Origin of the sequence: Bacillus sp. FF-1 (assembly GCF_028548245.1) — a bacterium.
Lineage (GTDB): Bacteria > Bacillota > Bacilli > Bacillales > Bacillaceae_G > Bacillus_A > Bacillus_A paranthracis.
The window spans coordinates 128,089-142,505 of sequence record NZ_JAQQGG010000010.1 but is presented as its reverse complement, the minus strand read 5'-3'; the positions used below and the strand labels follow the sequence as shown (position 1 = coordinate 142,505).

At 36.8% G+C, this 14,417-nt stretch carries 12 protein-coding genes; 1 reads left to right on the top strand and 11 read right to left on the bottom strand.

What is annotated here, in order from left to right:
* Window positions 1-10 precede the first annotated feature (10 nt).
* From gntK to PQF83_RS25125, 10 genes are all read right to left on the bottom strand, one after another.
* On the bottom strand, window positions 11-1,552 hold the full coding sequence (gene gntK, locus PQF83_RS25170; protein ID WP_000254936.1) for a gluconokinase: 1,542 nt from the start codon (window positions 1,550-1,552) through the stop codon (window positions 11-13).
* Between the two features lie 55 nt (window positions 1,553-1,607).
* Window positions 1,608-2,933 carry a gluconate permease GntP gene (gene gntP / locus PQF83_RS25165; protein WP_001057620.1) on the bottom strand — a complete coding sequence of 442 codons (1,326 nt, stop codon included), beginning with the start codon at window positions 2,931-2,933 and terminating at the stop codon, window positions 1,608-1,610.
* Window positions 2,934-3,322: 389 nt separating this feature from the next.
* The gene (fsa, locus tag PQF83_RS25160; RefSeq protein ID WP_000667676.1) at window positions 3,323-3,991 is read right to left on the bottom strand and encodes a fructose-6-phosphate aldolase; all 669 of its coding nucleotides are present in this window, start codon (window positions 3,989-3,991) and stop codon (window positions 3,323-3,325) included.
* A gap of 51 nt (window positions 3,992-4,042) precedes the next feature.
* Complete coding sequence (gnd, locus tag PQF83_RS25155; RefSeq protein ID WP_001195905.1) at window positions 4,043-4,936, bottom strand: phosphogluconate dehydrogenase (NAD(+)-dependent, decarboxylating); 894 nt, start codon at window positions 4,934-4,936, stop codon at window positions 4,043-4,045.
* 104 nt (window positions 4,937-5,040) lie between these two features.
* A complete protein-coding gene (gene tkt / locus PQF83_RS25150) occupies window positions 5,041-7,035 on the bottom strand; it encodes a transketolase (protein ID WP_000193022.1) in 1,995 nt (664 codons plus the stop codon).
* Between the two features lie 39 nt (window positions 7,036-7,074).
* A complete protein-coding gene (gene zwf, locus PQF83_RS25145) occupies window positions 7,075-8,559 on the bottom strand; it encodes a glucose-6-phosphate dehydrogenase (RefSeq protein WP_000445343.1) in 1,485 nt (494 codons plus the stop codon).
* A 350-nt stretch (window positions 8,560-8,909) separates the two neighbouring features.
* On the bottom strand, window positions 8,910-9,458 hold the full coding sequence (locus PQF83_RS25140) for a glucose-6-phosphate 1-dehydrogenase (RefSeq protein WP_000377935.1): 549 nt from the start codon (window positions 9,456-9,458) through the stop codon (window positions 8,910-8,912).
* 89 nt (window positions 9,459-9,547) lie between these two features.
* Window positions 9,548-10,501: an NADP-dependent oxidoreductase gene (locus PQF83_RS25135; protein WP_000643795.1), complete on the bottom strand. Its 954-nt coding sequence runs from the start codon at window positions 10,499-10,501 to the stop codon at window positions 9,548-9,550.
* Between the two features lie 13 nt (window positions 10,502-10,514).
* Window positions 10,515-11,468, bottom strand: a complete 954-nt coding sequence (locus PQF83_RS25130) for an LLM class oxidoreductase (RefSeq protein ID WP_000410338.1) — start codon at window positions 11,466-11,468, stop codon at window positions 10,515-10,517.
* Between the two features lie 134 nt (window positions 11,469-11,602).
* Window positions 11,603-11,782 (bottom strand): hypothetical protein, encoded by a 180-nt coding sequence (locus PQF83_RS25125; protein WP_000833784.1) that lies wholly within the window; start codon window positions 11,780-11,782, stop codon window positions 11,603-11,605.
* Between the two features lie 105 nt (window positions 11,783-11,887).
* Between PQF83_RS25125 and PQF83_RS25120 the strand changes: the two genes are divergently transcribed.
* A complete protein-coding gene (locus tag PQF83_RS25120; protein WP_000647245.1) occupies window positions 11,888-12,883 on the top strand; it encodes a zinc-dependent alcohol dehydrogenase family protein in 996 nt (331 codons plus the stop codon).
* A gap of 254 nt (window positions 12,884-13,137) precedes the next feature.
* Here the strand turns inward: PQF83_RS25120 and PQF83_RS25115 are convergent, their stop codons facing one another.
* Window positions 13,138-13,932: an SDR family NAD(P)-dependent oxidoreductase gene (locus tag PQF83_RS25115; protein WP_000551090.1), complete on the bottom strand. Its 795-nt coding sequence runs from the start codon at window positions 13,930-13,932 to the stop codon at window positions 13,138-13,140.
* Between the last annotated feature and the right edge of the window lie 485 nt (window positions 13,933-14,417).

Below are 14,417 nucleotides of genomic sequence, written 5' to 3'. Positions count from 1 at the left end.
TAAATAGCTTTTAAACCCACTTTTTTTGGTACGCTGCTATACTTTCATATTCTTCTTCCAATTGACGAGACAGACGAATATAGATTGGTGTTAAATCTTTATACTTTTCTACACTTTCCATGTTTGGTTCATGGTGGAAATTCGCCCCTACCATTTCAGAAACTACATGCAACGTATCTACTTCACCTAAACTATATAAACCGAGGATTGCTGCTCCTAAGCAAGAGCTTTCAAAACTTTCCGGAACATATACGTCTTGATGGAAAATATCTGCCATCATCTGTCTCCAAAGTTCCGATCTTGCAAAACCACCTGTCGCTTGAATTTTTTTCGGTTCACCAATGAGTTCTTTTAAAGCGAGAAGAACGGTGTATAAATTATAAATTACTCCTTCTAAAACAGCACGGATAAGATGTTCTTTCTTATGATGCAATCCAAGTCCAAAGAAAGATCCTCGCGCATTTGCATTCCATAAAGGCGCTCTTTCTCCTGCTAAATACGGGTGAAATAATAAACCGTCGGACCCCGGACTCACTTTTGCTGCTATTTCAGTAAGCACTTCATATGGATCTTTTCCTAAACGCTTCGCAAGCTCAATCTCTGAAGTACCTAATTGATCACGAGCCCATCTGAAAATCATACCACCGTTATTAACCGGTCCACCAATTACCCAATGGTCTTCAGTTAAGGCGTAACAAAAAATTCTACCTTTTGGATCTGTTACAGGACGATTTGTTACAGCACGTATCGCACCGCTTGTACCAATTGTCACAGCAACAACGCCAGGATCTATTGCATTTACACCTAAATTGGATAGGACTCCATCACTCGCTCCTACTACAAATGGAGTAGAAACAAGTACATTCATTTCTTTGGCAAGCTCTTCATCTAATCCTGTTAAGCTGTGCGTCGTTGGAACAAGTTTAGAAAGCTTATCATCTGTAATGCCCGCTACACGTAAAGCCTCTTCATCCCATTTTAAAGATTTCAAATTGAACATTCCTGTCGCTGATGCTATAGAATAATCAATTACATACTCCTTATATAACTTATAAAAAACATACTCTTTAATAGAAATAAATTTATAAGTTTTTGCGAACAATTCTGCCTGCTCATTTTGTAGCCAAACTAATTTCGAAAGTGGTGACATCGGATGAATTGGTGTCCCAGTCCGTAAATAAATTTCATGACCATTCATATCATTCTTTATTTTCTCTGCCCAGCTTGCACTTCTATTATCTGCCCAAGTAATACATCTCGTTAACGGCTTTCCCTTCTCATCTACAGCAATGATACTATGCATTGCCGAACTAAAAGAAACACAAAGAATATCATGCGGCTGTACACTACTTGACTGTACAGTTTCTTTAATCGTATGTATTACTGCACGAAAAATTTCTTCTGGGTCTTGTTCTGCTGTTTCCGGCGTAGGAGAATATAAAGGATATTCAATTCCATGACTTGCAATAACAGATCCATCCGTAGAAAATAGAACTGATTTTGTACTAGTTGTCCCAATGTCTACACCAATCATATATTTTGAACTCACCATTTCTTCCTCCTAACAAAAAATTACTACAGTATCCCACTATAAAAACATCCTTATTTTAAACAAACATATCGAGTAGTAAAACTCCTCCAAAAGCGATAAATGAAAGTAATGTTTCTAATACTGTCCATGTTTTAAATGTTTCTTTCACTGTTAAACCTAGGTATTCTTTTACCATCCAGAACCCAGCATCGTTTACGTGAGAAAACATTAATGCTCCTGCACCCGTTGCAATGACGAGTAATTCTAAATTCACACCTGTCGTATTTTCAACGATTGGCGAAACGATACCCGCTGCTGTTGTTAAGGCGACTGTCGCTGACCCTGTCGCAATTCGAATTAATCCAGCTACCATAAATGCTAATACAATTGGAGATAGTGCTAAATGCTCAGACATTTGAGCAATAGCATTCCCTACACCACTATCGATAAGAATTTGCTTAAATCCCCCGCCGGCACCAATAATCGCAACGATTGAACCGATTGGTAATAAGCTATCTTCTGTTACCTTCTTAATAGCCTTTTTATCGATACCTTGACGAAATCCAAGAAAATAAAACGCTGCAAAACATGCAATCAAAAGTGCAATGATAGGACTACCGATTAAGGTGACCATCTTCATCAAAGTAGTAGAAAGCGGAACATAAGGAGCTGCTGCCGCTAACACCATTAACATTACAGGTAACAATATAACTAAAAACGAAACTCCTATTCCTGGTAATTTCGTTGATTTTGTATTTACACGAATCAATTCTGGCTCATTTTCAGGAATTACACGTTTGTGAATCCATTTAGCGAATATAGGACCTGCAATAATCGCTGCAAAAAATGTAATAATGAGTGAATACAATAGTACCTTCCCAAGGTTCGCTTTATAAATACCTATTGCAACGATTGCCCCTGGATGCGGAGGAACAAGGCCGTGTACGACAGATAACCCAGCAATTGCTGGTAATGCTATCAATAAAATATTTTGTTTCGTTGTTTTATGAATAGAAATTACTAACGGCAATAATATTAAAATACCTACTTCAAAAAACACCGGAATTCCAATAATAAAACCCGCAATTAACATCGCCCATGGTAAGTTTTTTATTCCGAAGGATTTAATAAAGAACTCTGCCACCTGCATTCCAGCACCTGACTCTGCCATCATTTTCCCTAAAATTGTACCTAATACTAAAATACCTACTAAATGCCCAAGAACACTTCCGACTCCCGTTTCATAAGCACTCACTATTTTATCCATTGGCATTCCAGACATAATTGCTAAAAATAAACTTGCAATCGTTAAACTAATAAACGCATGCCATCTCCACCACGATACCCCTAAAATAACAATTACAATTGATAATAATGTAATCATTAAAAGGTACATATTCATACGCAATTCCACCCCTTTATGTAAACCCTTTCAAAAGTGATATACAATGAAAAGAACCTATATAGTTCTTTTTTGAGTAAAAATTTATATATCGATATACAACTCATCTTCACAACATAATAATTTATATAAAAAGAATCTCCCTTATCAGAGATATACTTTAACTCATCTCTCTGATAAGGGGATTTCTCTTTCATCATTATAATGTTATTGTGATAAACGCTTCGCGTAAGCAAATTTTCCTTTTTTAAAAGTGAATGACGCTTTCTTCTCTTGCTGTTTTCACATAGTAAGACTACAAACTCGGGATCCCGTTTAAACGATGAAGTTACTTAGGATTTGTCCTCTCATGAAAAGCAATTTTCGGAAAGCTCCTTCACTTTTATGCATTATAATTTAGGAGCTTTCGCCCAATCCGCAGCAAACTTCTCAATACCTTGATCTGTTAATGGGTGCATAGCAAGTTGTTCAATTACTTTATAAGGGATTGTTGCAATGTGAGCACCTGCCATCGCTACACGAGTTACATGATCTGGATGTCTAACAGAAGCCGCAATAATTTGTGTATCTAATTGGTGAACATCGAATAATTCAGCAATTTTAGCAACTAATAATACGCCATCTTCAGAAATATCATCTAAACGTCCTAAAAATGGAGAAACATACGTTGCACCTGCTCTGGCAGCTAAAAGTGCTTGGTTCACAGTGAAAATAAGTGTAACGTTCGTTTTCACACCTTTTTCAGTAAGATAGCGACAAGCTTCTAATCCTGCTAGCGTCATTGGAAGTTTTATTGTAACTTTCTCATCGCCGCCGTTAATCTTAATCAACTCTTCTGCTTGAGCAATCATTTCTTCAGCCGTCACAGCATCTGGCGTTACTTCTGCCGAAACAGATTCAACTTTAGGAACTGCCTGACAAATTTCTGCGATACGGTCTTCAAATTTAATGCCCTCTTTTGCTACTAAAGAAGGATTCGTTGTAACACCAGCTAAAACTCCAAGTTTATATGCTTTTTTTATGTCCTCAAGATTTGCAGTATCAATAAAAAATTTCATGATTAATTCCCTCCATTTTTTAAACGTCAATGAGTTAAATTTTTAAGATGTTTATTTCTTTTCTACTGCATGTCCGCCAAATTCATTGCGCAGAGCTGCTACTACTTTTCCTGTAAATGTATCATTGTCTAATGAGCGGTAGCGCATTAATAACGACATTGCGATAACAGGAGTTGCTGTTTGAAGGTCTAATGCTGTTTCTACTGTCCATTTTCCTTCACCAGAAGAATGCATAACACCCTTAATTTCATCTAGTTTTGCATCTTTAGAAAATGCATTTTCTGTTAATTCCATTAACCATGAACGGATTACTGAACCGTTGTTCCATACTCTTGATACTTTTTCATAATCGTAGTCAAATTCACTTTTCTCTAGAATCTCAAATCCTTCACCAATAGCAGCCATCATACCGTATTCAATTCCGTTGTGAACCATTTTTAAGAAGTGACCACTACCAGCTTTTCCAGCATATAAGAATCCATTTTCTACAGCAGTATCTCGGAAGATAGGTTCAACGATATCCCAAGCTTCTTGATCTCCTCCGATCATGTAACAAGCACCATTACGAGCGCCTTCCATTCCGCCAGAAGTTCCTGCATCCATAAAGTGAATACCATCTTTCTTTAGTTGCTCATATCGGCGAATAGACTCTTTATAATGTGAATTACCCGCTTCAATTAAAATGTCTCCTTTTGATAAAAGTGGTGTAACCTCATCGATAACAGAATCTACAACAGCGTGTGGTACCATAACCCAAAGAACTCTTGGTGATTGTAATGACTGAACAAGTTCATTTAAACTAGATGCACCTGTTGCCCCGTACTCTTTCATTTCTTCCACTGCACTTGCATTCAAGTCAAATGCTGCTACTTCATGTTTATGATCGATTAAATTTTTCCCTAAGTTTAATCCCATTTTACCTAAGCCAATTAATCCTACTTGCATAATATAATTCCTCCTCAAATCATCTTTTATTAAAAATTCATATCACTACAATCTAGAATACCTTGCAGCACTGATATGTACGGAAAGGTATTCACAGTCATAGCTTAAGAATTCAATACATTTTTTGTAATTTGAACAACATTTTCTGTCGTAAATCCAAATAGATTCATGACTTCAGCACCAGTTCCTGAAGCTCCAAATGTTTCAATTGATAGTACTTTTCCTTCTTGTCCTACATAACGCTCCCACCCGAGAGATACACCCATCTCAAGAGATACTCGTTTCGTTACAGAAGACGGAAGAACGGATTCTTTATATTCATTCGATTGACGATCGAATAACTCCCAACTTGGCATTGCAACGATGCGAACAGAGACATTGTCTTCTTCTAGTTTCGCTTTTGCACTAGCAGCTAAGGATACTTCAGAACCTGTCGCAATTAAAATTACATCCGGATTTTCATTCGTTTGTGTTAATACGTAAGCCCCTTTAGAAAGATTCTCTATGTTTGCTTTCGTTTCATGAAACACCGGTAAATTTTGACGGCTCAGTACTAAAACGACTGGACCATCCGTTTGCTGTAAAGCATACGCCCACGCACTTGCTGTTTCATTTGCATCTGACGGACGGATAACTGTTAAACCAGGAATTGCCCGAAGAGCTGCTAAATGTTCAATAGGTTCATGCGTTGGACCATCTTCTCCTACAGCAATCGAATCATGTGTAAATACGTACGTAACAGGTAACTTTTGCAATGCAGCCAGTCGAATAGATGGACGAAGATAGTCATTAAATACAAAGAATGTACTCACGAACGGTTTTACTCCTCCATGAAGAGCCAGTCCATTCGCTGCTGCGCCCATTGCATGTTCACGTACACCGAAGTATATATTTCGACCAGCATACGATTCTACTGCATACACTGCTTCACCTTTTATATCTGTCATCGTAGAATGAGAAAGATCCGCACTTCCACCGAAAATAGAAGGAATCGATTTCACATAATGATTAATAGCTTCCCCACTTGCAACACGAGTTGAAATCGTTTTTTCAGTATCGAAGGATAAAATGTCTTTCGCTTCGATTAAAACTTCACCTGTAATCGCTTTTTCTAATTCATCTGCTAGTGTAGGGTTTGACTCTTTGTATAAGTTAAACTGCTCATTCCAGCCATTTTCTTTTTCAATACCTTTTTGCTTCAGTTCATTAAAATGAGCTGTTACTTCTTCAGGCACAAAGAAGTCTTCCTCATAATGCCAACCATACACTTGTTTTGTTGCTGTCGCTTCTTCTACTCCAAGCGGATTACCATGTGCTTTGTTCGTTCCAGCAACTTTTGGACTTCCGTAACCTATAATGGTTCTAATTTCTATAAGAGTAGGTTGGTCCGTATTATCTTTCGCTAATTGAATCGCTTTTGTAATCGCATCAACATCGTTTCCATCTTCAACTCTTACATATTGCCAATGTGCAGATTCTACCCTTTTCTGCATATCTTCAGAGAAAGCAATGTTTAATTCACCATCAAGTGAAATTTCATTTGAATCATACAGCACAATTAACTTGCCAAGTTTCATATGTCCTGCCATTGACATCGCTTCATAAGCGACACCTTCCATTAAATCACCGTCTCCAACTAAAGCGTACGTATTGTGATCAATAATAGAGTGACCATCCTTATTAAACTTCGCTGCTAAATGCGCTTCTGCCATTGCCATTCCGACAGCATTCGCAATCCCTTGTCCTAACGGTCCTGTCGTCGCTTCAACTCCAGAAGTGTGACCAAACTCAGGATGTCCTGGTGTTTTACTATTTAACTTTCTGAAGTTTTTCAAGTCATCAATTGAAACGTCATATCCAGCTAAATGAAGTAAGCTATATAATAAGCTAGATCCATGTCCCGCCGATAAAACGAAGCGATCACGGTTAAACCATTTTGGATGATTAGGATTATGATTTAAATGATTCGCCCATAATGCATAAGCCATTGGCGCTGCTCCCATCGGAAGACCTGGATGACCTGAATTTGCCGCATTAATAGCATCAATTGATAACGTACGAATTGTATTCACTGCTAATTGATTTATGTTTTGTGTCATAGTAATCGTCCCCCTACATGCTTTCATGAAAGAAAGTACTTATTTTTTCGTTTCTTGATCTAACCACCATTTAAATCCACTTTCTTGCAATAATTCATTAGATGCCTCTGGACCATATGAACCAGACTCATATTCATGAAGTGGTAATAAGTTTTCCTCGAATGCTTCAAGAATTGGTTGTACCCATTCCCATGACAATTCAACTTCTCTCCAATGTGCAAAGAATGTAGCGTCTCCACTCACAGCATCGTGAATGAGTCTTTCATACGCTTCAGGTACTCCCACATCCGCTTGCTCACAAGTAAAGTTAATACGGATCGGTTCAATTTCTCCATTTTTCAATGGATTTTTACTATTTAACTGTAATGAAACGTTCTCACCTGGGCTAATTTCAATTATTAACAAGTTAGGTGCTGCATTTGGATTACTATCTTGATATTGCTGTTTTAACGTATTTTTAAATTCGATTACAATACGAGTAGACTTTTCTTTCATTCGTTTGCCTGTTCGTATATAAAAGGGAACGCCAGTCCAAAATGGATTATCGATCCACAAGCGAGCAGCGACAAATGTGTCTATATTAGAAGAAGGATTTACTCCTGGCTCCTCTTTATATGCTACAACTTGCCCACCATTTATCTCACCTGCACCATATTGTCCGCGAATGATATGGTTTTGAACGTCTTCTTTTTTCACTTTACGAAGCGCCTCCATTACCTTTCGCTTTTCCTCTCGAATTTCACATGCATTAACCTTTTCCGGCAAATTCATAGCAGTCATCATTAATATTTGTAACATATGATTTTGAACCATATCTCGAATGGCTCCTGCCTGATCATAATATCCTGCCCTTTCTTCAACCCCAACTGTTTCACTCGCTGTAATTTGTACATTTGCTATATGTTCTTTATTCCAAATCGATTGTAAAACAGGATTTGCAAACTCTAGTGCTTCAAGGTTTTGAATCATCGGCTTACCTAAATAATGATCAATACGGTATATCTCGTCTTCTTCAAACGTGCGACTAAGCTTATCATTCAGCTCACGAGCAGATGTAAGGTCGTGCCCGAACGGTTTCTCAATCATTAGGCGTTTCCATCCATCCGTTTTATCAAGTCCGCTTTCCTTAATATTTAAAGCGATTGTCTCAAAAAATTCAGGAGCAACGGAAAGATAGAACATTCTATTCCCTTTTATATGTAGTTCTTCTTCCCTTTCACGAACGACTTGTAATAATCTCTCATAGTCTTCCGGCTTACTCACATCTAATGGACAATAACGAAAATTATCTAAAAAACCTTCGAGTTCTGGAGTACCTTCTTCTCTATGACGAGAAAACGTCTCTATTGATTCTTTTATTCTTTTTTGAAAATCTACATGAGATACTTCACGTCTCCCAAGCCCGATAACGGATATTTGCTTTGGAAGCTTTTGATCTCTATATAAGTTATATAGTGCGGGGTAAATTTTGCGTTTCGCTAGGTCCCCTGTCGCTCCAAATAAAACAAAGGTCATTGATTCCAATTTCAGTCCCCCTCTTGTTGTATAATCCTGGTCAATATATTAAAAATGAATTGTACAGAAGCTCATGTTTTTATAAAAAACAAAGAGTTATCAAATTCCAATTCTTTTTATACCTTTCGCTTTCTAATTGTCCCCAATATTAATAGTGGCAATTCAAAGCGTTTCTACCACGACTTACTTATTTATAATACTTTACGAAATAACATATATTTAATTACTTTTAGTAATTAAATAATCTTATGTCTAGTATATTAACCACATATATTATTATCGTCAATAAAAATGTCTTAAATTACATACTACTTATTTCGTAATACTTTTCTAAGTTTATCCTTAGTTACCACTCATTTTCAAAGATAATGATCGATATAAAAAATATCAGTTTCATCAAAATATTCAATTAATTTTTCGTTAAACTCGTGAGCAGACGTTACATGATGACCAAAAGGCTTCTCTATAATAAGACGGTTCAATCCTTTTGTAGCCCACAATCCACTTTCCTTAATATTTAAAGCAATGACATCAAATACTTCTGGTATAACAGATAGGTAAAACATGCGGTCTTCAGGAATGTTCAATTCTGTTTCACGTCTCTTTACAAGACTCAACAAATCTTGATAGTCCTCTATATTCGCTGTATTTAATTGACAATAACGAAATGTGCTAATAAATTCTTCTACTCCTAATTCGTCATCAGTAGATCTTCTAGAAAATGTAGCAAGGGATTGTTCTACCTTTGTTTGAAATTCCACATCTGACATTACCCTTCTACCAATACCGATAATAGAAATAGATTGCGGTATATTCCCATTACTAAATAATTTGTATAAAGCAGGGTAAATTTTGCGTTTCGCTAAATCCCCTGTCGCTCCAAATAAAACAAAGGTCATTGAATCCATTTGTTCTCTCCCTTTTAAAACAATTGCTAGAATAGAATATATAAACTCATTTGCTACTTAGCACAATACTGTCTCTAAAACCTCATACTTTACCAATGTTTCTTCAATACTATTTTGCCACGAGCACGCTCTGACTCACTTATGTGGTGTGCTTTTTTTACACCTTCTACATGTAAAGGCAACACATGCGTGACAACGGGTTTAATCTTCCCGCCCTCAATTAATTCTGTAATAAAAGAAAGTTCATATCCGTTAGGTTCAGTAAATATATGGTCACTCTCAATATTTTTCTCTCTTGATATCTCGGTTTGCGGAATTTCCATACCTTTCGGACCATAAATAGACGCTAACTTTCCATTTGGTGCAAGCACTTTATAACTATCCTTTAGTACATCTCCGCCTAACACATCAAAAACAATATTGTAATTATGCAAAAGCGAAGAAAAGTCTTCTGTTTTGTAATCGACGACAGTATCAGCGCCTAGATCCTTTACAAACTGCATGTTTTTCGTACTAGTCGTAGTTGCAACATGTGCACCGAAACTTTTCGCTAGCTGAATAGCAAACGTACCAATTCCACCAGATCCAGCATGAATTAAAACCTTATTACCTTTTTGAACATTTGCGAACTTCACTAAGCTTTGCCAACTTGTCAAACCTACAAGAGGGATTGATGCCGCCTCTTCAAAAGATAAATTCCTCGGTTTTTTCGCCACATATTTCTCATCTACAGCCACGTACTCTGCATAAGCACCGTTTCGTTCAATATCCGGACGACTATATACTTCATCCCCCACTTTACATGCTGTTACGTTTGGCCCTATAGCAGCAACTACACCTGCAACATCCCATCCTAAAACAAGCGGGAAGTCATAAGAAATTACGTCTTGAAGTAAACCTTCACGTATTTTCCAATCCACGGGATTTACACCAGCTGCATATACTTCAATCAGTACATCTTTGTCTCCCAATAGCGGTGTCTGCATTTCAATCTCTTGTAGTACGCTTTTATCTCCATATTGCATAAGTCCTATCGCTTTCATTCTTTTCACTCCTTTACAATGCTGGGAAATGAGGTAGTACTTCTTCTCCTAGCTCATCCAATACTTCGTCAGCTGGACGTTGACCATCAAATAGAGCAAGGAATAAATGATTCACACCAATACTTTTATATATATCAAGTAATTCAATTAGTGCCTTACGCCCTGTACGGTAACCTAAACGTATCGGTGTAGGACGTTCATTTGGATCTTCAGATAAGTCTAAATGCATCGGTTGGATAAATGGTTTAAATACATCTGGATGATAATCCTCTACTAGTTCTCTCCATTGTCCAATTGCTGCTGCCTGATGCACTGGACTACGTGGGTAGTACATCCATCCATCACCATGTTCAGCGAACCAATCCATATTTTGCTGACTAAAACCTGTAATAAAGGTTGGAACACGTTTAGACGGTTTTGGAACCAAATTCGCTCCATTCACTTCTCCTAGTGTCGACTGGATAGACGGGAAGTTTTTATACAAAATCTCTTCCAAGTAAGCAAACGCTTCTCTAAACTTTTCACCTCGTGTTTCATGACTAACACCTAGCGCTTTGAAATCGGCACGTCTGTCACCGGATGAAACGCCAAGCATAATTCTTTCTGGAAATAGTTGATCTAATGTAGCAATTTCTTTTGCTACACGCAATGGATGACGAAGTGACAATACGGTTGCCGACGTTCCAAATGCGATTTTCTCTGTTTTACTTGCTAAATACGTTAAATAAATCATCATATCGTAAATTTGACCTGTTGCAGGATCACCAAAGTCAGGGTCTTGCAGTAAAACATCGCGAAGCCATACACCTGTAAAACCATATTGTTCTGCTTTTTGTACTAACTCTACTTGTTTTTCCATCGTTGGAGCATGAAACTGATAATTTTCAATCGGAATGTGAACTCCTAATGTAAGCTGATCTTTCGCAAACATACGATTATATCCAAAATGATTCGCAAACTTTTCCATTTGTTTCACTCACTTTCCTTTATTTATATAAATCTATACTTTTCATATTTCTTCTCAAAATTCATAAGCAATACTGTAGCACCACATTGTTGCCGATTGTCATCGTCATAACTTTCTTTGTGCTACGAGTGTTATTATAAATCGGCCATAACATGAATAACAGTACGTACTTTAAAGTGATGTAGGCACTTAAAAGTACCTATACTAAGTAAGTAGTAATAAACATAATGAATAAATCGTGCTGCAAAAATAACATCTATCCTTTCTTCAAAAAACTTTACTGTTGCTTTTGCAAGTACGTTACATGATTTCACGTACTTGCCTCTTCTTTATATAAAATGCTCACTAACCAAATTCAAAATATTATACTTATTTTTCGTACTTTGCTATGCTATAACCATAAACAGGAGGTATAAACTATGAAAGCACAAATTATCCATTCTTTTGGGGATTCATCTGTATTTCAATTAGAAGAAGTTTCAAAACCAAAACTTTTACCAGGTCATGTTCTAATCGATGTAAAAGCAACAAGTGTAAATCCAATCGATACGAAAATGCGTAGTGGTGCCGTTTCAGCAGTCGCTCCTGAGTTTCCAGCTATATTACATGGCGATGTAGCTGGTATTGTTATTGAAGTAGGAGAAGGTGTTTCGAAATTCAAAGCTGGCGATGAAGTATACGGATGTGCCGGAGGTTTTAAAGAAACTGGTGGTGCACTTGCAGAGTTTATGCTTGCTGATACGCGATTAATTGCTCACAAACCTAACAATATAACAATGGAAGAAGCAGCTGCTCTACCATTAGTGGCAATTACAGCTTGGGAATCTTTATTTGATCGTGCAAATATTAAACCTGGTCAAAATGTTCTCATTCATGGAGCTACTGGTGGCGTAGGACACGTAGCCATTCAACTAGCTAAATGGGCTGGTGCTAAAGTTTTTACAACCGCTTCTCAGCAAAGCAAAATAGAAATAGCCCATCGTCTCGGAGCTGACGTAGCTATTAACTATAAAGAAGAATCTGTTCAAGAATATGTGCAAAAACATACGAATGGCAACGGATTTGAAGTTATATTTGATACAGTAGGTGGCAAAAATCTCGATAACTCTTTCGAAGCTGCTGCAATCAACGGAACTGTCGTAACAATTGCAGCTCGTTCAACCCATGACCTCTCTCCTTTACACGCAAAAGGACTCTCTCTGCACGTTACTTTTATGGCGTTAAAAATATTACATACAGATAAACGTGACGCTTGTGGGGAAATTTTAAATAAACTAACGCAAATAGTAGAAGAAGGAAAACTTCGCCCATTGCTAGATTCGAAAACTTTTACGTTTGATGAAATTGCACAAGCACATGAATATTTGGAATCAAATAAAGCAATAGGGAAAATAGTGTTGAAAAACGTTTGGTAACTTTCACTAAATAATACAAATAACAGCAGGATCACTTCGCCTTATCTTTGTCTTAAGAGGCGTGCCACAACCTTAAAAGCTTCCCATCCTTTACAACAAATAAAAAAATAACAGCCGAATTTTTCTTATAGTAGAAAATCCGGCTGTTTTCATATCACAATTTGCTATATATATATTTCTGTTAATAAGTAAAATACAACTCATTTGCCTTACCATCTTTACCTTCAACAGCATATTATATTGTTTTAAATTTATTAAAATACACTACGTACTAATCCCCCGTCTATTCGCAACGCGGAACCATTAATCGCTGAAGATAGTGGGCTGCTTAAGAAAGTGACAAGATTGGCAATTTCTTCTGGTCGAATAAGTCTTTGAATAATAGAGGTTGGTCGATTTTCTTTCATAAATCGCTTCTCAGCTTCTTCTATTGTCAATTGCTCATTAGGATAAAGACTATTTAACATAGTCTCCACTCCTTCCGTTAAAGTCGAACCAGGCATGATAGTATTAACAGTCACATTCGTTCCTGTCGTCAGCTCAGCTAAACTACGAGAAAGTGAGAGTTGCATCGTTTTAGTCGCACTATAATGAGCCATTTCTTGAGATGGCATAATAGCTGCTTCGCTAGCAATAAAGATAACTCTTCCTTCTTTTCTTTCAATCATTTTTTTCAAGTACGAGCGAGTAAGTCGAACACCACTCATAATATTGACTTCAAACAATTTAAACCAATCTTCATCAGGGATATCAAAATATTCTACAGGTTCAAAAATGCCTAAGTTGTTAATAAGAATGTCTACTTCAGGGTACTTTTCAATCACATTTTGGCACCCTTGTTCTGTTCCTAAATCAGCTACTACGGGTTGAAGGATAGCATCTGGATACTGCATTCGAATTTCTTTTATCGTTTGATTAACATTTTCTTCACGGCGTCCATTAATAAGTACAGTAGCTCCTTCCGCTACCAATGAAGTGGCAATTGCTTTTCCAATGCCTGCCGTAGATCCAGTAACCAGTGCTGTTTTCCCTTTTAATTGCATATGCATATAGATCCCTCCAAATTCATGTGCTACATGATTGACTTACGTTGGAATAAATAATTACGTTTATATTGTGGTTCATTTCTCTTATCTTTAACAGAAAATAAGCTGATCCACCCTTTTTTCAAAAGAGTATAAACGAAAATTATGTAGCTATTGCACTCTGTACGGAATTAAAAAATCACATCAACAGCAGAGTAAAGCTAAAACCAACTAATAAATACCATTATGATATATATTAACGATAAAGAAAATTACGCACTTTAAAGTTCCATAGGAACAAAAAAGTGCCCTATAAACTATAATTTCTAACTCTTTATATTTACTAACGTAGTATCCTTTTCTATCATAGAAAAGAGTGTAAAATTATATATTCTTACATACAGTTATAGGATTATTTTTATCCTAATTAACTACAAATTATATAACACATCTATAAGATAACGTTCAAAAAACCTCGCAGAAAAATTCGAGGCCACTGAAAAATCTCC